The sequence below is a fragment of the Oceanobacillus sp. FSL W7-1309 genome, from assembly GCF_038002145.1.
Lineage (GTDB): Bacteria > Bacillota > Bacilli > Bacillales > Amphibacillaceae > Oceanobacillus > Oceanobacillus profundus.
This window is the reverse complement of record NZ_JBBOBX010000001.1, coordinates 1,497,853-1,518,515: the sequence shown is the minus strand read 5'-3', so window position 1 is coordinate 1,518,515 and position 20,663 is coordinate 1,497,853. Positions and strand designations below refer to the sequence as shown.

Genomic DNA, 20,663 nt, shown 5'->3' with positions numbered 1-20,663 from the left:
ATTTCACCTCTGTATTTGAAGCGCTAGTTGTTCAATCACCAAGGTGGGTTGAACATTTTGCTTCAATTTCCTCTTTGCCTGTAGAACGAAATTCAAGCTATTCACAAGATTTTCCTGGGAAAAAGACATTGCTGCCTTTTCAACGAGCGGATCCTTGGAGGTGAAAAATACCATCATATCCTCATTTCCAATATGGAAATAGAGAATATCTTTAAAAGCCAGAAGTAATAAATCCAATCCCTGCTCCTGCTCTTGTCGCTCCTTAAAGTGGGCTACCCAGCGACTGTGAATAAAGAGATAAACGTCTTCAGGCTTTGTGGTAAACATTTCTATTAATTGTACCATTAGTTTTCTAGCTTCTGCAAACCACGCATCTCCGCTCCATCTAAAGGCCTCATCTAAATTATTCGTGAGGGCGCTGATGAGCACGGCTTGATTTTTTTCCATCCCTTGCTCGATTAGTTGGTTTTGGAAAGAAGCAGCGTGGAGTGGCTTTAGATCAATAACTTGGCAGCGTGAACGGATGGTTGGAATAATCGATTGACTATTCTCTGTCAGCATAATTGCTGTCGTTTCTTTACTTGGCTCCTCTAAAAACTTCAGAATCCGGTTTGCGGCATTTACAGTCAATGTGTCTGCATCCTTAATCACATATACCTTTTGATTTGATTCAAGACCTGAGTACGTAAATTCTTTCTGCAAATTACGCACTTGTTCAATCTTAATCGATTGTCCATCAGGCTCAATCCAATGTACATCAGGGTGATTATGTGAATCAATTCGTTTGCAGTTATTGCATTCATTGCACGGCTCTACGCTTGATTTGTTTGGACAGAACAGGCCTTTGGCAATGAGTAAAGCAATTGCTCCTTTACCTGTTCCTCTTTCGCCTTGGAGCAAATACGCATGAGAAATCCGATCTTTTTTAATGCTATTTGTTATAATACGTGTTGCTAGTGGTTGCACTTCGGCCACCTGAGACCATGTTTTCATATGTATCCGTCCTTAAGCTTTAACTTCTTACTTAGATATAATGATTTGACTCCATAATTCCTTGTACTGGAACAGCCGCGCCCAGCTCCAGCACCCAACGACTAGCGAGACTTCCCCACATCATGACACGATAAGTACAGTCCGTACGTCACTAACCGGGCGCCTCCGCTTTTTCCCTTACGTATATATATTAATCAGTAATCCTTTAATTTCTCCGATAAGTGCTAGGATATCTACTGTCTTCTTTTCCTGGTTCATAATTTCCTCTGTAAGTTTGATTAGCTTTTCATCGACTTGCTTAACGATTGCTAACTTCCGAGTTTGTCCATCTAAACCGAAATGATGTGATTTATCCAAGGCATATCCAGCATAAACTGTCCTCTGCAGAAACCCTTTCACCATTCGTTTAAATGCGGCCAGTTCACGAAATGACCGATAACGAGCAAGCTTATTTCCTTGCTTCGAAATATTACTAACAAGCTGTTGTAATTCTTGATGTTTTAAACTTTGTGTTTGGGACTGAACCATTTGACTGAAAGCCTGTTTATCTGCACTTGCTTTACGCGCATATTTCGGCTCTAAATTAGCTTGTATTTCGTTTGTAATTTTCATTGGTCCAGCCCCTTTCTTAGAGGTAATACACTTATTTATTAAAACTGTAAAAATGATTCGACTGGAAGTACAAATACCGTTGCTCCACCAACCTCAACTTTAACTGGCTTCGGAATATAGGAATCTGCATTTCCTCCCATTGGGGAGATTGGTGCGACCATCTGTTCACGATGCGAACAATTATCCTTAATAATGTCTAAGGCATTATCTACTTCTTGGTCTTCACATCCAATCATCAGGGTGGTATTACCCTCCTTCAGAAAACCACCAGTTGAAGCAAGCTTTGTTGTCTTAAAATCCTTTTCTCCCAAAGCATTTACTAAACGATTGGAATCCTTGTCTTGGATAACTGCCATGATTAGTTTCATGTGCATAAGCCCCCTTTATTTTATAAAATTGATAATACGGTCGAGCACAGCCTGTTCAACTATGTCTATGGATTGATCTGCATCAATCGTTTGAATTCGGTTGGGGAATTTGTCTTTAAGAATCTGATAACCTTCATAAACCATTTCATGAAACTTAAGGTTTTCAAGATCAAGTCGATTCCTCTCTCTATCTTTATTCGCTGCAATACGCTCTAATCCCTTTTTTGGCGTAATATCAAAAAATAAAGTTAAATCTGGCATACAATCCCCAATGACAAATTGATTGATGGAAAAGACCTCATCAATTCCTAATCCACGGGCATACCCTTGATATGCTAAACTACTGTCAATAAAACGATCACAGAGAACAACCTTCCCTTGTTCCAGTGCTGGAAGTACTTTTTCTACAAGGTGCTGCCTGCGTGCTGCTGCATAGAGAAGTGCTTCCGTACGTTCTTCCATTTCTGTATGATCCGGGTCATGAATAATGTCACGGATTTTCTCAGAAATGTTGATACCGCCTGGTTCACGGGTCGTTATCACGTCATACCCCAAATCCGTTAGCCTTGATGCGATCGCTTGAAGGATGGTTGTTTTTCCAGCACCTTCGCCACCTTCAAATGTTATAAAAAAAGCCCTCATGTTATATCTCCTTCATCATTTCCTGTAGATCTTGATGCCTGATTCCCGTTGCTGAATTCGAACACCTTGATTACGAAGCTGTCGGGTGGTAGCAAGGTGTGCTGTTGTAATACGTTCACCCTTAAGAATGATCGGAATTCCCGGCGGATAGGCTATGACTGCCTCTGCTGCTATATGTTCGATACCTTCACCAAAAGGTACACGTCTGTAAGATCTTGCCTGCATTTCTTGATACGACAAAGCCAATTCCTGAATGGCTTCTGGAAATAACTTTGCTATTTCTATTGTATCATGATTTAGTTCAATTTTTAATTGTTCCCCTACTCTTTTTACTATTTTTTGAAGCTGGGTCTGCTTATTAAACGGCTCAAGCCCATGAATAAGCAATAGCTGATTATGTGTTGTAAGCTCTGGATATAAATTTTCTTCTTCAAAAAGCCGTGCCACATCTTGAACTGAATACGATTGTTTCACGTGTAACGTTATTTTAAGTGGATCATCCTGTACTTCAATTGGCAGGACATTCCATGCCTCGCACTTATCAAGTATCGTCCGCACTTCGTTCACACTTTGTAAAATACGTTCTATATCATTGCTTTCCAATTTTGCTAAAAAGAAACGTGCAATATCTAATGAAGCCATTAATGGATAGGATGGACTGCTCGATTGAATGATTTGTAAATAGTGGGCAATTCGCTCTTTGGAAATAAGTTTGGATTTTATATGTAGATAAGAAGCCATTGTCATTGCCGGGGCCATTTTATGAGCTGATTGCACAACAGCATCTGCTCCCAACCTTAAAGCAGATGCTGGAAAAGGTTTCCCTAAAGCAAAGTGAACTCCATGTGCTTCATCGACGAGAACTGGAATGTTATACGAATGTGCCAAATCTATCATGGCTTTAATTGGATACGTTCTTCCAAAATAATCAGGATAGGTGAGTACAATCGCTTTTGCGTCTGAGTGCTTTTGTAACGCTTCTTCTAATGTAGACAAACTTGGACTCGTATAGCGATTGACTGCTTCATCATAATTGGGGGCGATAAATACTGGCTTTGCACCACTAAGTTCCAAGCCATTCATAACGGATTTATGGCAATTACGTTGAACAATAATTTTTTCACCTGGTGAACAGGCTGCTAACACCATTGCTAAATTCCCTGCCGTACTCCCGCCAACAAGAAAAAACGTATGGTCTGAGCCAAAAAAATCCGCAGCTAACCCTTCTGCTTCTGCAATCATTTCCGTTGGCGCATGAAGATCGTCTAATCCATGTAGCTCTGTCATATCTAACTTTAAGATGGAATCAAAATAAGACCTTGCATGTTTCGGGAATATTTCACCATTTTTATGACCTGGGACATGAAAGGATATCGGGTCTTTGTATGTAAATTGCTGCAATCTTTCAAAGATCGGCATTCGATTGTGATTCTGATTCATCATTGGTCCCTCCTTTAGTTTCTTTCGATTATAATAATCGCAAATTAACGAACGACGTAATGACGATGCTTCCCTTACGAGCATCGTATCATTGCCACGTGAGATTTTCTTAGATATAGCATGGATGTGAATGGTAGAAGGTTTATCCTACCTCGCTTTTGCATTTCATGGCAATTTTATCATTCTCAGACCAACAAAAGAAGCCTTTGCAAGCAAAGACTCCCTGGATAGCTATGAATATAATTTCGGTTGATTGATATTCTTTAATTTTCGTAAGTAATAGTTATACTTTTCTTCTCTTGGCTCCGTATGAATCATATTATACTCGCATTCCGTACAAATGAACATCGTATATAAATGAATTCCCTTCTCCTTTTGTTCCTCACAGATGCCGCATTGTGAAAGTCCTAATGAATTAGCTTGTTCCACCTTCCCCACCTCCGTTAGAAACTAGTATCTCCCAATCTAAGGAAAACTATACGGGGAAACTTTGAAACTTTTAAGTTTGGAATAAAATGGTCTAGCTAAATAATAAACAGATGAATCGCCACCAAGGATGCCAATCCAAATAACCCTAAAAAACCAGATACGACAGCTGTAAATAAATTAATTGGAATGTGCAGCCCAAACATCCCACCGAATACATTAAAGAAAAATAAAAACAGAATACCAATTCCAAGCTTTACTGTAGCCTGTCCAATGAATTTCATTGGCTTAACAGGGGCACCAACGAATAATAAAATAATAATTAGTCCAACAATGACCGAAATAACAATTGCAGAACTCAACTGAAATCAACCCTCTTCCTCAACCTCTTTTTTAGTAAATTTATGCTTGTATTTCGTAAAAAAGAACCAAGGAAGCGGGGAAAGAAAAGAATCTCTCTGTGAAAAAACATGATCATGAATCTTTGTAAGAAAGTAGGTGATTTTATATAAAGCTTGATTTAACAGCCTTTTATTAAAAGTCGTTAGGAGATGTTGTCAAACGTTCAGTAAAAAGAACGGCCCCTTTTTCCCATTCTAAAACTGAACCGTCAACATTTCCTGTTTCTCCTTCAATTCTTCATTTATTTTTTCTACACATTTTTCAAACTGTGGTTTCTCAATAAAAAAAGACAAGGCCATCTATACTCACAAACCTTGTCTCCCTTAATCTATAATTCTAGTATACTCGCACTGCACTAATATTACGCAGTCTTGCCTCACGCAGAAGAAATAAATATTTAGCCCGAGCAATTGCTTCTTGCTGCATTCCATTGATTGAAGGCTCCATACTTTGTTCTACAATAGACCTAATTTGTTTCCACTCTTGTTCTGCTTGAATGATTGTATCAAGCAGCTCATGATTGACATCTTTTGTCTTTCGTTTTTTCCCCATGCACTTCACCTAACTTCTACAAATCTCTTCTACCCTCTAAAGCTTTTGATAATGTTACTTCATCTGCATATTCCAAATCGCCGCCAACAGGTAAGCCATGTGCAATTCGAGTCGTGCGGATACCTGATGGTTTAACAAGGCGCGAAATATACATTGCGGTTGCTTCCCCTTCGATGTTTGGGTTAGTTGCTAGGATGATTTCTTTTACTTCCTCATCCTTCAGACGATTGATTAGATCAGGGACATTAATATCTTCTGGTCCAATTCCATCCATTGGTGAAATTGCGCCATGAAGAACATGGTATTTTCCGTGGAATTCTTTCATCTTTTCCATTGCAATGACATCTTTTGGATCTTGCACGACGCAAATAATCGAATTATCTCGTGACGTATCGGAACATATCGCGCATGGATCCTGATCGGTGATGTGTCCACAAATACTGCAATGGGAGAGCTCTCTTTTGGCATTCACTAATGCATTGGCAAAATTAAGCACATCATCATCTTTCATATTCAAAACAAAAAATGCCAGACGGACAGCTGTTTTCGGTCCAATGCCAGGCAATTTTGTAAAACTGTCAATTAACTTCGATATTGGTTCTGGATAATACATCAAGCCTGCCTCCTACACGAAAACATAAGCACCCGCTTTAAACCGGGTGCTTATACTTGGCATAGGGGATCGTAATCCCCTGCCATTTTTTCCTTTAATTAAAACATACCAGGCATGTTTAAGCCTTTTGTGAACTGTCCCATTTGTTGGTTCGTTTTATCATCAATTTGCTTCAATACATCATTTGTTGCAGCAATGATAAGATCTTGTAGCATTTCGATATCATCTGGATCTACAACTTCTTCTTTAATTGCAATATCTGTAATTTCCTTTTTCCCATTTGCTGTAATGGTAACCATTCCACCACCAGCTGATGCTTCAAAAGACATTTCATGCAATTCGTCCTGTGCCTGCATCATTTTCTTTTGCATTTTTTGCATTTGCTTCATCATATTGTTCATATTTCCCTTCATGGAAAATACCTCCTTTAGACTATTCATTATTATTTTTTTCCTTATACTGGAACAGCCAAGTCCAGCTCCAGCGCCCAACGACTAGCAAGACTTGCCGATTGGCTGCGCCAGAGGCTTAGTCGCACTTATACCCTTGTGGTGAAAGTCAACATCGACTCTAGGTAAAAGGATGGCCGACTAAAACCAGGCTACGCCTAACATCGGCATACCCCTAAAGGGGCATGTTTCCTTTATCTCCTACGGATCAGTCCGTACGTCGCTAACCGGGCGCTTGCGCTTTTGTTTCCTAATCATGTATTTCCAGTAATTCATCTCCAAAGAGCTTCCTAGCTTCATCCACTAGTGGGTCTCCTTGTTCTTCATCTTTAGGCTTATCTTGTTTGCTTATATATTCCGTACGGAGCTGTGTCCAATCATTATCTGGAATTGGGATAATCGTTAATTGCTTATCCATCACACTCGTAAGTACGGATTCAACTGTCTCCCGATTATCCAAAAATAAGGAGCAGTGGATTTCATATTTAAATGCGACAACGAGTGAATCTGCGGATGCAGCTGCAGGTTTACTATCCTGTATCGTTGCATGTGCAGGTGCATTCACTTGCTTTAGCTTACTTAAAAAGTTGGCCCACTGTGATTGTACTTGCTTTAATGCAGGCTTTTCTGCTTTTCCAAGCACATCACGAATTCGCTCAAACGGGATTTTATAGCTATTTTTCGATCCTCTCGCAGGTTGCCTTCTCTTCTCAGATGCAGCTGGTGCTTGGACAGGCTGTGCAGGCTGCTGCTTCAGATTGGTAAGCTCTTTTTCCAATTGTGACATTTTGCTCATCAGTTTTGTTACTGCTTCTGAATCAACATCAGCTGTCGCCTGCTCCCCGGCATGATAACGATTGGTAATCGTGAGTATCGCTATTTCGATAAATACCTTTGGACTATTCGTCCACTTGATCTCTTGTTGGCACTGATTCAGTTGGATAATTGCATCCTGAATCCATGAGGTTGATACAGAATCAGAAAGTGCAAGGAAGTTATCATCCACTCTTGCTCTTTCCAACAATCCTTCTAGCGATGGAGCACTTTTGAAAAGCAATAGATCACGCATAAAATAAATCAGATCATATACAAATCGTCCAGGATCTTTCCCCCGTTGGATCAAATCATCCAATAGCTGTAACGCCTGTTCCACATCTTTTTCATGCATGGCCTTTACGATATCGGTGAGCACTTTCTGGGAAACACCACCAGTAACAGCCAACACATCATCGAGTTCTACCTGGTCCTCACTATAGGAAATTGCTTGATCAAGAATACTTAACGCATCACGCATTCCACCTTCTGCTGCTAATGCAACAGTATCCAATGCCTCTTTCGAAACAGAAATATTCTCTGCTTCCATAATCGTTTGCATACGATCTACAATTGCCTGATTGGATATCGGTTTAAAATCGAATCGCTGACACCTAGAAATGATCGTTAATGGAATTTTATGTGGCTCGGTCGTTGCCAAAATAAAGACGACATGCTTTGGTGGTTCTTCTAACGTTTTTAGTAATGCGTTGAATGCATTAATTGAAATCATGTGTACCTCATCAATGATGTACACTTTATATGGTACTGCGCTTGAAGCATACTTTACCTTGTCTCGGATTTCACGAATATCATCGACACTCGTATTGGATGCAGCATCAATTTCAATAACATCTGAAATCGAGCCATCCAAAATGCCACGACATGCATCACATTCATTACATGGTTCTTTGACTGGTGCATGCTCACAGTTAATTGTTTGGGCAAAAATCTTGGCAGCACTTGTTTTCCCTGTTCCTCTTGGCCCAGAGAATAAATAAGCATGCGAAAATTTATCTTGTACAATCGCATTCTGCAGTGTTCTCGTAATATGTGTTTGTCCTACGACATCCTCAAAAGTTCTTGGACGCCAAACGCGATATAAAGCTTGATAGCTCATAATACAGATTCCCCTCTATGATCTATTTCTAATTATACCCGATTTTAGGGGTGAATGTGAACCAAAACAGGGTTAAATATATTTTTTGTAACCTTCATCTGGAGTTACTGTCACATTTCGTTATAGGTGGAGAGGATTTGTTTGTTCTATGGGACTAAGAAACCAGGATGGCATATCATCAGCCACCCTGGTTTTTATAATTTTAAACAGATGCCGGATTCGTTGCTTTTTCCGAAAGCCATGTTTCAAACGTATAGGACATCTCCCAAAATGCGAGCTCATATTCTTTCGCAAGAATAAACTGCTCTTTGATTTTCTCTTTTTCTGTTTCACTTGCCTTTTCCGCTAATCCATCGAGCAGGTCAATCATTTCCTGTGTGGACTCTTGGAACCACTCACTACCATACGTGTTCAGCCAATTTTGGTAAATTTCTTCTTTCGGTTTTGCGTCCTTGTAAGTCAAACCAATATCAGCATATAACCAGTAACATGGTAGCATTGCAGCTACAATTTGAGCTAAACTTCCGGACAACGATGCACGGTACAAATGCGATGTATAAGCATAGGCAGTTGGTGCAGGTTTAAAATTCTCAATTTCTGCATTGGTAATCTTTAAAATCCCTGCATGCTCCTTATGCACTGTTAGCTCTGCTTCTGCTGTTTTCTTTGCTTTTTCTGCCAGCTTAGCAGCAACATGAAAATCATCTGAATGTGCAGCCGCAAAAGCATGCACCTTGCCGTAATGCTTCAAATAATAGATATCCTGCAGAATATAATTTTTGAATGTTTCCAGTGGCAAATCACCACTTACAATACCCTGTACAAACGGATGATCTAGACTTAATTTCCAACTCTCTTTCGTAGCCTCTCGCAATAACTCTGAAAAACGCATAGAAAATTCCTCCCCTAATTTTGTTTAATAGCCTACTTCTACTACAACTTCATTGGTAATATTAAAAATAAACGGCTAGTCTTCTCTTATTTTTGCAATAATATCCATCAAAACATCTCCTTTCTATAAATTTAGAATGAAGAACAAAAAAACCACCCCGAAATGGAGTGGTTTTATATACAGTTACAGAATTATGTATACGTCACCAGCTCCACTTCCCTACGCTGGTACTAGCCAGTTCAGGTTCAAAGGGATCAAGAAATGAATCTTATCTCAGCCAAATGGCACCCCTAGTGGATTTTTTATATTCTATTTCTATCTTATTCCATTTTTTCATAAAAGTAAAATAATTCGTACGAAAAAAATCCCAACATCCAACTCTTATCCATATGGCATGCAGCTTAGAAAGATTTTTTCTAGGTGAATTTAAAAACACTCTTTCAAATGCTTTATAGCGTTTAAAAGAGTGTTTGATTGCATTATGTAGCCGTGCACCCACTTTCGATGTGACGACCCTATGCGTTACTTAAGTTCATGGCTCGGCCTAGGCTTCCCCACGGCACACAGAAAATTCCACTTACTGCTGCTTCCTTCCGGACCTGACAGGGTTCATGGGTTCCTGTTGCGTAGGACCCGGGCGTCAACACCACTCCCTTAAGGCAGACCATAAAATCGCCACACCTAGAGTGGGAATTCAGCCTCGCTATAGCGGATTGCGAGTACAGGGCACCGCTACCTCCCCACCTAGCACGGTATTTACCATTATAGCGAAATTATCGACAAAATGCAACATCAAAAGCGGATACGCCCGGTTTACGACTATTTTTTTCTTTTTCGAAGTGCTCGAAAGAAATCCGTTAGTAATGCAGCACACTCTGTTTGTAAAACACCTGCCGTTAATTCAACCTGATGATTAAAGCGAGGTTCATTCAATAAATTCATTAATGTGCCCGCACATCCTGCCTTCGGATCAGTTGCTCCATATACAACACGTTTAATTCGCGATTGGACAATAGCACCTGCACACATCGGACATGGCTCCAATGTAACGTAGAGCGTACAATCCTCTAGTCGCCAGCTTCCAATCTTTTCATTTGCTTCTTGAATGGCAACAAGCTCAGCATGGGAAAGCGTCGTTTGCGAGGATTCTCGCAAGTTATAGCCCCTTGCAATGATTTCATCGTTATATACGATAACCGCACCAATTGGAACCTCATTTAATGTTAAAGCTTTTTGGGCTTCTTCAATTGCCGCTTCCATAAATTTTACATCACTCATATTATCACAACACTTTGTTTTAAAGTTTGAATCAATCCAAAAGAGGAAATACTGTTAAGTAGTCATACCGAATAAAGGAGACTCATAAATGGATACATCATTAAATAACACTGCTGTACTATTTGTCGATATTATCAACGATTTTGACTTTGATGGCGGTGATGATTTATATCGAAATACGAAAGCAATCCTCCCGAACCTCATTAAGCTGAAGAAATTCGCCAAAGAAAAAAATCTACCTACAATTTATGTTAATGACCATTACGGATTATGGCAAGCAGACTTTCATAAAATTATTGAAAACTGTAAAAATGATAGAAGCAAGGAAATTATTGAGGCACTCGCACCAGAGGAAGATGATTACTTTCTTATTAAACCACAGCATTCTGCCTTTTTCCAGACGCCATTGCAATCTTTGCTTACAGATTTAAAACGAAGCCATCTCCTAATGGCTGGTATTGCCGGAGACATTTGCATTCTTTTTACTGCCAAGGATGCGTATATGTACCAATTTGGAATGCACGTTCCTGCAAATTGCATGGCGTCCGAAGCAAAGGAGAACAATGATTATGCATTATATTTAATCCGTTCTGTTATGAAGGCAAATATCGACCCACTTTAAGTCATATAGCTGACCTCCTTCACATAAGTTGAAATGAGAAACTGTTTTGAAGGAGGAAGTTCTCTTGCAAATTCATGTTGTTACAGAAGGGGAAACATTAACTTCAATCGCTAATACATATAATACAACTGCTGTCGCCATTACGAATGCCAATGAACTAGATGCTCCAAATGATCTCGTCATCGGGCAAGCACTGGTCATCCCCATTTTTGGTCAGTTTTACTTTGTTCAACAAGGTGATAGCCTTTATTCCATTGCCAACCGATTTGGGATGACCTATCAGGAACTAGCAACGATTAATAATATTTCACCAGAGATGACACTTCCTATTGGCTTGCGGATTTACATTCCGCCTCGTGCTAAGCGAGCGATTACATCGTATGCTTATATTGAACCCTTTGGTGATACGGTTTCTGAAACCTTGGAAAATGCTGCTGCTAAAAATTCTCCTTATCTAACTTTCCTTGCATTATTTAGCTATCGAGTCAATCGCGATGGTTCATTGACTTCACCACCCATCGGGAATCTACAGGAGATTGCCGCAAACACAGATACAGCAATGGCAATGGTTGTGACAAATTTGGAAGGACCTGGGTTTAGTGATGAGCTTGGTCATATCATTTTAACCGTACAAGCGGTTCAAAATACGCTATTGGATAACATTGTGAATACAGCGCAGACACAAGGATTTACCGATATCCACTTTGACTTTGAATTTCTGCCATCTGATGATCGGGAAGCATACAACGCATTTCTGCGTAAAGCAAAGGAGCGATTTTCTCAGGAAGGCTTACTCTTATCTACTGCACTCGCGCCAAAAACAAGCGCCACTCAAACAGGGCAGTGGTATGAAGCTCACGATTACGCTGCTCATGGGGAAATAGCAGATTTTGTTGTATTAATGACTTATGAATGGGGCTATAGCTACGGTCCTCCGATGGCTGTTTCGCCAATTGATCAAGTTCGTAATGTTGTTGATTACGCCTTAACAGTTATTCCCGTAGATAAAATATTATTAGGCCAAAATTTATATGGATACGATTGGACGTTACCCTTTGTTGAAGGTGGAGAAGCTGCTCGTGCCGTAAGTCCACAGCAAGCGATTGCAATTGCCAGGGAAAATAATGCTGTCATTCAATATGACACGAGCGCACAGGCGCCATTTTTCACGTATACAGATGCAGAGGGGAATGAACACGAGGTATGGTTTGAAGATGCCAGATCAATTCAGGCAAAATTCGATATGATTCGAGAACTCGACCTACTAGGTATTGCATATTGGAAGCTAGGTCTAGCCTTTCCACAAAATTGGCTTTTACTAGACGATCAATTTACGATAACCAAACTATAATAGAATATGTACTAGATTAACATCGCCAAGAAGATCGAAAAGACCGTCTCCATTTGATTAGAGACGGTCTTCCTATTTTTACATATTGTTAATTGTGGTTTCCTTTTCCGTTATCTAACAATAGACTCCCACTTTTAATTCTTACTTGAGCAGCTTCAAAGCTTCACGATTAAAAGCTGGAATATCATCTGGCTGACGACTTGTCACAAGCTGATCCTGACAAACGACTACTTCTTTATCGACAACCTTGGCTCCTGCATACTCCATATCAACTTGAATCGATTTGTAGCCTGTTGCATCTCGGCCCTCTAACGCTTTCGCTGTAATTAACAGCTGTGGTCCATGACAAATTGCAAATACAGGTTTTTTCGCATCCATGAAACCTTTAGCAAACTTAACAAAACGATCATCCGCCCGTAAAATATCTGGTGAAAAGCCACCAGGGATGAATAATGCATCAAAATCATCGACATTTACATCCTCGATACCATGGTCAATCGTTAACGTAGTTTCCTTGTTTTTCCCTGTTACTTTATTGCCCTTTTCTTTTTCAATCGTGATTACTTCATGCCCAGCTTCTTTAAAAGCCTCTGCTGGTTCTGTATATTCCACATCCTCAAACATATCGGTAATGACGGTTGCTATTTTTTTACCCATTGCTCATCCGCTCCTTATGATTTGATTCATAAAGAGTCTTCCCTTTGTAAGGAAAATAAAACATCACCGATCCATGCCCATTAATGCTCGCAATTCCTCTTCATTCGAAATTAGATCTTGAACCGTATATTCATCAAGCACCTTAAAAAAAGCATACAAGGCTTTATTTAATGCGTGTTTCAAGGTACATGCTGGGGTAATCACACAATGATTTGTTCCCTTATCAAAGCATTCAAGTAAATTAAAATCACTTTCGAGGCTCCGAACAAGTAAACCTACGTTGATTTCCGATGCAGGCTTTGCCAGTCGGATGCCACCATTTCTCCCTCTAATTGTTTCGAGTAAGCCCATTTTGTTCAATTCAAAGACAATTTTTCCTAAATGATGCTGCGAGATGTTAAAAACCTCTGAGATTTCCTTAATACTAGCAAGCTCATCATTCGGTTTTGTACCTGTATAAATTAAAACGCGCAATGCGTAATCCGTATACTTCTTTAATTGCATGAATGAATCACCTCGTTTACTTCTTCACAATATTGTAACACAAAACCCGTTTTCACTATTGATACAGTGCAAATAAAACATCTATAATTAAACATGTATTAGAAATACATCTTTTAAAAAACTGTAGGGAGTGCTTTGAAATGACAACAGAAACAGCTACTGGATTAGATCAAAAAACAAGAGACATAATAAAAGCTACTGTACCAGTTTTAGAGGAACACGGGACTGCAATAACAAAACGATTTTATCAAATGATGTTTGAAAACCACCCAGAATTAAAGAATATTTTTAACCAAACAAATCAACGAAAAGGTGACCAACCTAAAGCGCTTGCGAATACGGTTTATGCAGCTGCTGTCCATATCGACAATTTAGAAGCTATCTTACCCGTTGTAAAGCAAATTGCCCAAAAACACCGCAGCTTAAATATTAAGCCAGAGCATTATCCAATTGTTGGAGAGAATTTATTACTAGCAATTAAAGACGTGTTAGGAGATGCAGCAACAGACGAAATTATCGATGCTTGGGCAAAAGCATATGGTGTGATTGCAGATGTATTTATTTCTGTTGAAGCCGAAATGTATACTGAAGTAAAAGCAACAACTGGTGGATGGATAGACTATCGTAACTTTAAAGTAATCAAAAAAGAAGTCGAAAGTGATGTTATTACATCGTTCTATCTGCAGCCAGAAGATGGAGAAGCATTCCCTTCCTATCAACCCGGTCAGTATATTACCGTAAAGGCTGTCATTGACGGAGAAAACTATAACCATTTACGTCAATATAGCTTATCCTGTGCTCCTGGAGGGGAATTTTACCGAATTAGTGTAAAGCGTGAGGATGCTTTCGAAGACCAGCCCAAGGGAGTTGTATCAAATTTCCTACATGAACATATTAATGAAGGAGACATCCTACCAATCAGTGCACCAGCTGGGGATTTCTTTTTAGATGCAGAAGACACTAGACCACTCGTCCTAATGAGTGGCGGAGTGGGATTAACACCTATGATTAGCATGCTTGAAACAGCAATTAAGGAGCAGCCTGAACGTGAGGTTATTTATATTCACGCTGCAAAATCAAGTAAATTCCATGCAATGAAAGAGCGTGTCAAAGAAATCGCTGGGCAAAATAACCATGTGAAAAGTTATACCGTGTATGACAGCCCTAGTGAAGGAGATTCTTTTGATAAAGCAGGTAGAATTGATTATGATTGGTTATCATCCATACTTCCAACAAACGATGCCGCATTTTATTTCTGTGGACCGAAGGGATTTATGCGTGCGATGTATCAACACTTGAAAGCATATCAAGTGAATGACACAGATATTCATTTTGAAATCTTTGGACCGTCCGAGGATATCACCAGGTAAATAGCATTTATAAGGACAGCCGTTCCAGGCTGTCTTTTTTTCTACGCTTGTTTGGCAGCACCTTTTCACAAAAAACTACGCACGATAGAGCACATTAGCGAATGCTCCAATTCGTTGCAGCCCTCGATAAATTTGCGCTGGCATGATATACCGTCTAGGATTAAGATTTGTGGATTGCTTTATCTTCGTTGTTGCAAGATCGACCTTCCCGTCATTTCCAAAGTAAAAAGCTTGCCAGACAAATTTAGAGCAATAGTTTTGTTGGAGATTTCGAAGATTCCTCGTATACTGATAAGCATTTACCTGTTCTTTATGCTGCTTTGCCCACCTTGCAGCATTTCTAGCTTCCTCCTTATTCGGATGTCGTAATATCGTCAGCTTCTCGCCCTTTTTATGCCTGCTTAAATAAATAGGCATACTATCTCCATGCCCATAGCTCGGCCATCTGTTTACATGATAAATTCGAAAATCCTCGCCAATAATCCCAGCATGTCCGACGACAATGGAAGATAATGCTGTCTTATGTGAATAAAGCACATCTCCTGGGAGCATATGGATTGATGTTTCGGGATAAAGATGAACTGGATCGTCGGATACATACTTATCACTCATCATAAACGCCCCTATCCTATTCTCTATAACGTATAGCATAAAGAAAAACTTTGGTCCTCGCCACTAAAGCGACAACCAAAGCTTTTTGATTTTACTCCTCTAATGTCGATGTATCTCCTGTTGGAAGGCCCAGCTCCCAAGATTTCAACAGACGACGCATAATTTTACCGCTTCGCGTTTTAGGAATGCTATCGCGAATTTCGATTTCTCTTGGTGCAGCATGTGCACTAAGACCTGTTTTAACAAATTGACGAATTTCTTCTAATAATTCATCCGATTTTTCATATCCTTCATTCAAGGAAATAAATGCTTTAATAATTTCTCCCCGTTCTGGATGCGGTTTTCCAATGACTCCCGCTTCAGCAACAGCTGGGTGTTCAATTAATTTGCTCTCAACCTCAAATGGGCCGACCCGCTCACCAGATGTATTAATGACATCATCCAGGCGTCCTTGGAACCAGAAATAACCATCCTCATCACGATATGCACTATCACCAGAGACATACCAGCCATTAATAAAATAGCTTTCATATTTACCAGGATTATTCCAAATTTGCCGCATCATCGACGGCCAACCCTCTTTAATTGCTAAATTCCCCATCTGATTTGGAGGTAGTTCATTTCCTTCATTATCAACAATCGATGCTACAATACCAGGAATTGGTTTCCCCATCGAACCTGGGCGAATTTCCAATGCAGGTAGATTTACAATGAGCTGTGCACCTGTTTCGGTCATCCACCATGTATCATGGATGCGTAGATTAAATGCTTTTAATCCCCATGTAACAACCTCTGGGTTCAATGGCTCCCCAACACTCATGATATGACGTAATTCTGAAAGATCATATTTCTTTAATGCCTCTTCACCGTGACTGACAAGCATCCGCAATGCTGTTGGAGCGGTATACCATACCGTTACCTTATTTTTCTCCAGGGTTTCATACCAGTCATCTGGCGTAAAACGTCCACCACGAATCACGTTTGTCACACCATGCAACCAAGGTGCAAAGATACCGTAGCTTGTTCCTGTTACCCAACCTGGGTCCGCAGTACACCAATATACATCATCTTCTTTCAGATCGAGTACCCATTCACCTGTAGCGTAATGCTGAATCATAGCATTGTGCACATGATAAACGCCCTTAGGCTTTCCAGTAGATCCCGATGTATAGTGGAGCAGCATACCATCTTCTAAATCAACCCATTCGATATCAAATGCTTCAGAGGCCCCGGCCATTTCACTATGATAATCAATATACGTATGAGCTACCCCTGCTTCCCCAACAAGAATTACTGTTTCTAATTGTGGTAATTCATCTTGTGGAACTCTCTCAATTAGCTCTGGGGTCGTAATCAGTACACTTGCTTCACTATCCTGCAGGCGATCTCGGACAGCTTGCTCCATAAATGCCTCGAATAAGGGTCCAGCAATCGCGCCAGTTTTTAATATCCCAAAGAATGCTGCATAAAATTCTGGACTTCGTGGCATAAAGAGAAATACACGGTCCCCTTTGTTTACTTGATGCTTCTTTAGTACATTTGCAAACTTATTACTCTGTTTACTTAAATCTGAAAACGTAAGCTGCTCCTCACGGTCTGGAGCAGAATATAATAAAGCTACCTTATCTTTTTTAGCAGGATTCTCTGCATGGCGATCCAATGCTTCATATGCGATATTTACCTTTCCAGTCTCGTTCCAGGCAAAATGCTTGTTTACATCATCCCATTTGAAGTTTTCTCTTACTTTTTGATAATCTTTTAAATTATAGTTCTCACTTCTTGCTGGTATTACTTGCATATCCATCCAATCACCTCATCCTTCTTTGTAATCGATTTCATTATTTCTTAAATAATTAATTGAAAATAATTGAAACATTCGGTAACTAATATATAGTTTAGAACATTTTGTGACGATTTTAAAGTAATTCATCCCAATTACTATTATTCGAAATATTACTTAAATTTGGATATATCTTTAAGCCCAAAGAAAATCACGTTGTTTGCAACTAATAGCAATCCAACGTGATCATTAACATTCTTATTTTAATTTAAGCTTTTGCAGCCTTTTCTTCCTTACGTCTTTCCTTTTCAGAAATAATAAAAGCACATGCTGCATCCCCTGTAATATTTAAAGACGTACGTAACATATCAAGGATACGGTCAATACCGATAATCAATGCAATACCTTCCACAGGTAAACCTACTTGACCTAATACCATCGCCAGCATAATCATACCGACACCAGGTACACCTGCTGTCCCAATACTTGCTAATGTTGCTGTTAGGACAACTAGAAGCAAATCTGTTGGACTTAACGGAAGTGCATATACTTGGGAAATGAACACGGTAGCTACAGCTTGCATAATCGCTGTTCCATCCATATTGATTGTCGCACCTAATGGTTGAACAAAACTACTAATCTCTTTTTTCACACCAAGATTTTCTTGCGCAGCTTTCATTGAAATTGGTAATGTTGCATTCGAGCTGGATGTACTAAATGCAACGGACATCGCTGGGAAGAATCCTTTATAGAATTTAAGCGGATTCGCTCTTCCAAGCCACCAAATGGCTAGACTGTAGACAACCGCTCCATGAATGAACAAACCAAGCACAACCGTAATCATATACATTGCCATGGAACCAATTGCATCTATCCCTGCATCACCAATCGCAGAGGCAATTAGTGCAAATGCTCCATATGGCGCAGCTTTCATAACCAACATAACTAACCAATTCAATATTTCATTTGCTTGCTCAAATAAACGATGAATTCCTGCTGTTTTTTCACCAAGAAAAGCTAACGCAACTCCTATGAAAATAGCAAATGCTATGATTTGCAGCATATCACCAGTAGCCATTGATGCGATTGGATTTTCTGGAATGATATTAATAATCGTTTCCATAATTGGTGGTGCTTCAGCTGATTCATATGATTGATCTGTATTGAATACACCTTCTTTTCCGGGTTGGAGGATATATCCAAGTCCAAGACCAATAGAAATGGCCATTGCTGTTGTAATTAGGAAAAAACTAACCGTATACGTACCGATTTTTCCTAACTTTGCTGGATCACCTAACCCAACTGTTCCTAGCGTAATAGAAACAAATACAAGTGGAACAACAAGCATCATAATTAAATTAATAAAAATTTGACCAACGGGGGCTAATAAATAAGTATCTAGCATTGAAAACGCCTTATCAGGAACAAAGGTTAAACCGATACCGACAATTACCCCTAATATGAGGGCAATCATAATTTTTTTTGTTAAGCTCATATAAATGTCCTCTCTGTTATTAGATTTTTTTATTTTGACTGTATGCTGGACGTTTGAACAGAATGCGGAAGAGAAATTACTTTGAGATGCAATATTTGGCAGTGGCGGCCCCGGCAGGATTCGAACCTGCGACACACGGTTTAGGAAACCGATGCTCTATCCCCTGAGCTACGGAGCCTAAAATTTTTAGGACAAGATAAAATACATTATACAAAATTTTTGTCGAATTGGAAAGCGGCATTATTTTCACATGGAAGATAGCCATATTCTATGGTAAAATAAATTCTGTCTATGAAAGCAATGAATGGAGGAAATAATAATGGCTGAAGTGCCTTTCATTGCAATTGAAGGACCGATTGGCATTGGTAAAACATCGCTCGCTAAAAAACTATCCAATCACTTTAATTATCACTTGTTAAAAGAAATTGTGGAGGAAAATCCTTTTCTTGGCAAATTTTACGATGATATCGATGAGTGGAGTTTTCAAACCGAGATGTTTTTTTTATGCAATCGATTCAAGCAATTGGAAGATATCGATAAGAAATATCTTAGAGCAAACAAAGCTGTAATAGCTGATTATCATATATCAAAAAACATGATTTTTGCAAAACGTACATTGCAAGAGGATAAATTGGAGAAATATGAAAAAATATACCAAATCCTAACAACCGATATGCCCACTCCAAATATGCTCATCTATTTAAATGCTAGTCTCGATACAATTTTGGATCGAATCAGAAGGCGCGGCAGAAATATTGAGCAAAATATAAAAGCTTCTTATCTTGCACAGCTAAGAAACGATTACGAGGACTATATGAATGCTTTTGAACAATTACATCCTGACATTCCCGTCATCCGAATAAATGGCGATACGACCGATTTTGTTCAGTATCAAAAGGATTTAGATTGCATTATTGAAAAAGTAACGAACCATTTGCATTTGCGGGTGGAATGAAAATGAAGGGGAACCAATAATGAACTTAAGAGAAAAATACCATATTCCAAACGACAGTGTGATTACAATTGCAGGTACGGTTGGAGTTGGTAAATCAACCATGACAAGAGCCTTAGCACAGGCTTTAGAATTTAAAACATCTTTTGAAAAGGTGGACACAAATCCGTATCTAGAAAAATTTTATGATGACTTCGAACGATGGAGCTTCCATCTGCAGGTCTACTTCCTGGCAGAACGCTTTAAAGAGCAAAAGAAAATTTTCGAATATGGCGGCGGCTTTGTCCAGGACCGTTCCATTTATGAGGATACTGGAATTTTTGCCAAAATGCATTTTGATAAAGGTACTATGTCACCAACTGATTATGAAACCTATACCAATTTATTTGATGCAATGGTAATGACACCATATTTCCCGCATCCAGACCTACTCATATACTTGGAAGGCTCCTTTGACGAGATTATAAGCAGGATCCAAGAACGCGGTCGGGATATGGAAAAGAGTACGCCAATTAGCTACTGGGAGGAAATGTATAATCGCTATACGAATTGGATTGATAACTTTAATGCATGTCCAATTTTGCGTATTAACATTTCGGACTATGACTTAATGCAGGAAGAAACCCCAATCGAACAAATTTTAGAAAAGGTTGGACGCTCACTTCAGCATTCCAGACGATATACACGAAGAGAATTAGCGAGATGATAAAAAAGGATGAC

The 20,663-nt window shown here is 39.4% G+C and carries 23 protein-coding genes, 1 tRNA gene, 1 other RNA gene and 1 riboswitch; of the genes, 5 read left to right on the top strand and 20 right to left on the bottom strand.

The window, feature by feature from the left end:
- Positions 1 to 3 precede the first annotated feature (3 nt).
- The 14 genes from holB to tadA all read right to left on the bottom strand — a co-directional run bounded on the left by holB (position 4) and on the right by tadA (position 10,600).
- Complete coding sequence (gene holB, locus NST46_RS06955) at positions 4 to 993, bottom strand: DNA polymerase III subunit delta' (RefSeq protein WP_095313928.1); 990 nt, start codon at positions 991 to 993, stop codon at positions 4 to 6.
- Positions 994 to 1,170: 177 nt separating this feature from the next.
- Entirely contained in the window at positions 1,171 to 1,605 is a 435-nt protein-coding gene (locus NST46_RS06950) for a YaaR family protein (RefSeq protein ID WP_095313930.1), read from the bottom strand.
- A gap of 38 nt (positions 1,606 to 1,643) precedes the next feature.
- The gene (locus NST46_RS06945) at positions 1,644 to 1,973 is read right to left on the bottom strand and encodes a cyclic-di-AMP receptor (RefSeq protein WP_095313931.1); all 330 of its coding nucleotides are present in this window, start codon (positions 1,971 to 1,973) and stop codon (positions 1,644 to 1,646) included.
- Between the two features lie 15 nt (positions 1,974 to 1,988).
- Positions 1,989 to 2,615, bottom strand: a complete 627-nt coding sequence (tmk, locus tag NST46_RS06940; RefSeq protein WP_341136985.1) for a dTMP kinase — start codon at positions 2,613 to 2,615, stop codon at positions 1,989 to 1,991.
- 15 nt (positions 2,616 to 2,630) lie between these two features.
- Positions 2,631 to 4,055, bottom strand: a complete 1,425-nt coding sequence (locus NST46_RS06935; RefSeq protein ID WP_341136984.1) for an aminotransferase class I/II-fold pyridoxal phosphate-dependent enzyme — start codon at positions 4,053 to 4,055, stop codon at positions 2,631 to 2,633.
- A gap of 231 nt (positions 4,056 to 4,286) precedes the next feature.
- Positions 4,287 to 4,484 (bottom strand): sigma factor G inhibitor Gin, encoded by a 198-nt coding sequence (locus NST46_RS06930; RefSeq protein ID WP_095313936.1) that lies wholly within the window; start codon positions 4,482 to 4,484, stop codon positions 4,287 to 4,289.
- 95 nt (positions 4,485 to 4,579) lie between these two features.
- Entirely contained in the window at positions 4,580 to 4,843 is a 264-nt protein-coding gene (locus tag NST46_RS06925) for a pro-sigmaK processing inhibitor BofA family protein (RefSeq protein WP_095313938.1), read from the bottom strand.
- A gap of 376 nt (positions 4,844 to 5,219) precedes the next feature.
- Entirely contained in the window at positions 5,220 to 5,435 is a 216-nt protein-coding gene (locus NST46_RS06920; RefSeq protein WP_095313940.1) for a YaaL family protein, read from the bottom strand.
- 16 nt (positions 5,436 to 5,451) lie between these two features.
- Entirely contained in the window at positions 5,452 to 6,048 is a 597-nt protein-coding gene (gene recR, locus NST46_RS06915) for a recombination mediator RecR (RefSeq protein WP_095313941.1), read from the bottom strand.
- Between the two features lie 98 nt (positions 6,049 to 6,146).
- Entirely contained in the window at positions 6,147 to 6,461 is a 315-nt protein-coding gene (locus tag NST46_RS06910; protein ID WP_095313943.1) for a YbaB/EbfC family nucleoid-associated protein, read from the bottom strand.
- A 286-nt stretch (positions 6,462 to 6,747) separates the two neighbouring features.
- Positions 6,748 to 8,430: a DNA polymerase III subunit gamma/tau gene (gene dnaX, locus NST46_RS06905; RefSeq protein WP_118889301.1), complete on the bottom strand. Its 1,683-nt coding sequence runs from the start codon at positions 8,428 to 8,430 to the stop codon at positions 6,748 to 6,750.
- A gap of 202 nt (positions 8,431 to 8,632) precedes the next feature.
- Entirely contained in the window at positions 8,633 to 9,322 is a 690-nt protein-coding gene (tenA, locus tag NST46_RS06900) for a thiaminase II (RefSeq protein WP_341136983.1), read from the bottom strand.
- A gap of 199 nt (positions 9,323 to 9,521) precedes the next feature.
- A riboswitch (TPP riboswitch) is annotated at positions 9,522 to 9,624 on the bottom strand.
- A 185-nt stretch (positions 9,625 to 9,809) separates the two neighbouring features.
- Positions 9,810 to 10,075: signal recognition particle sRNA large type (gene ffs / locus NST46_RS06895), an RNA gene on the bottom strand.
- A 66-nt stretch (positions 10,076 to 10,141) separates the two neighbouring features.
- Positions 10,142 to 10,600 carry a tRNA adenosine(34) deaminase TadA gene (tadA, locus tag NST46_RS06890; protein WP_303450009.1) on the bottom strand — a complete coding sequence of 153 codons (459 nt, stop codon included), beginning with the start codon at positions 10,598 to 10,600 and terminating at the stop codon, positions 10,142 to 10,144.
- 88 nt (positions 10,601 to 10,688) lie between these two features.
- On the opposite strand from tadA, the gene NST46_RS06885 reads away from it, so the two are divergent.
- Both NST46_RS06885 and NST46_RS06880 read left to right on the top strand, forming a co-directional pair.
- Complete coding sequence (locus tag NST46_RS06885) at positions 10,689 to 11,222, top strand: isochorismatase family cysteine hydrolase (protein ID WP_095313949.1); 534 nt, start codon at positions 10,689 to 10,691, stop codon at positions 11,220 to 11,222.
- A 64-nt stretch (positions 11,223 to 11,286) separates the two neighbouring features.
- Entirely contained in the window at positions 11,287 to 12,573 is a 1,287-nt protein-coding gene (locus NST46_RS06880) for a glycoside hydrolase family 18 protein (RefSeq protein ID WP_341136982.1), read from the top strand.
- 141 nt (positions 12,574 to 12,714) lie between these two features.
- On the opposite strand, the gene NST46_RS06875 is transcribed toward NST46_RS06880, so the two are convergent.
- Both NST46_RS06875 and NST46_RS06870 read right to left on the bottom strand, forming a co-directional pair.
- On the bottom strand, positions 12,715 to 13,230 hold the full coding sequence (locus NST46_RS06875; RefSeq protein WP_341136981.1) for a type 1 glutamine amidotransferase domain-containing protein: 516 nt from the start codon (positions 13,228 to 13,230) through the stop codon (positions 12,715 to 12,717).
- Between the two features lie 63 nt (positions 13,231 to 13,293).
- A complete protein-coding gene (locus tag NST46_RS06870) occupies positions 13,294 to 13,734 on the bottom strand; it encodes an Rrf2 family transcriptional regulator (RefSeq protein WP_341136980.1) in 441 nt (146 codons plus the stop codon).
- 140 nt (positions 13,735 to 13,874) lie between these two features.
- On the opposite strand from NST46_RS06870, the gene hmpA reads away from it, so the two are divergent.
- Positions 13,875 to 15,104 carry an NO-inducible flavohemoprotein gene (gene hmpA, locus NST46_RS06865; protein ID WP_341136979.1) on the top strand — a complete coding sequence of 410 codons (1,230 nt, stop codon included), beginning with the start codon at positions 13,875 to 13,877 and terminating at the stop codon, positions 15,102 to 15,104.
- 75 nt (positions 15,105 to 15,179) lie between these two features.
- Here hmpA and NST46_RS06860 read toward each other — a convergent pair whose 3' ends face one another.
- From NST46_RS06860 to NST46_RS06845, 4 genes are all read right to left on the bottom strand, one after another.
- Positions 15,180 to 15,716 (bottom strand): hypothetical protein, encoded by a 537-nt coding sequence (locus NST46_RS06860; protein ID WP_118889302.1) that lies wholly within the window; start codon positions 15,714 to 15,716, stop codon positions 15,180 to 15,182.
- Positions 15,717 to 15,807: 91 nt separating this feature from the next.
- Positions 15,808 to 17,520, bottom strand: a complete 1,713-nt coding sequence (gene acsA, locus NST46_RS06855; RefSeq protein WP_341136978.1) for an acetate--CoA ligase — start codon at positions 17,518 to 17,520, stop codon at positions 15,808 to 15,810.
- Positions 17,521 to 17,764: 244 nt separating this feature from the next.
- On the bottom strand, positions 17,765 to 18,991 hold the full coding sequence (locus NST46_RS06850) for a dicarboxylate/amino acid:cation symporter (protein ID WP_341136977.1): 1,227 nt from the start codon (positions 18,989 to 18,991) through the stop codon (positions 17,765 to 17,767).
- A 102-nt stretch (positions 18,992 to 19,093) separates the two neighbouring features.
- Positions 19,094 to 19,169: transfer RNA gene (locus tag NST46_RS06845), tRNA-Arg, on the bottom strand.
- A gap of 141 nt (positions 19,170 to 19,310) precedes the next feature.
- Here NST46_RS06845 and NST46_RS06840 point away from each other — a divergent pair.
- The gene (locus NST46_RS06840) at positions 19,311 to 19,946 is read left to right on the top strand and encodes a deoxynucleoside kinase (protein ID WP_095313963.1); all 636 of its coding nucleotides are present in this window, start codon (positions 19,311 to 19,313) and stop codon (positions 19,944 to 19,946) included.
- Between the two features lie 19 nt (positions 19,947 to 19,965).
- Positions 19,966 to 20,649, top strand: a complete 684-nt coding sequence (locus NST46_RS06835) for a deoxynucleoside kinase (RefSeq protein WP_095313965.1) — start codon at positions 19,966 to 19,968, stop codon at positions 20,647 to 20,649.
- The last annotated feature ends 14 nt before the right edge of the window (positions 20,650 to 20,663 follow it).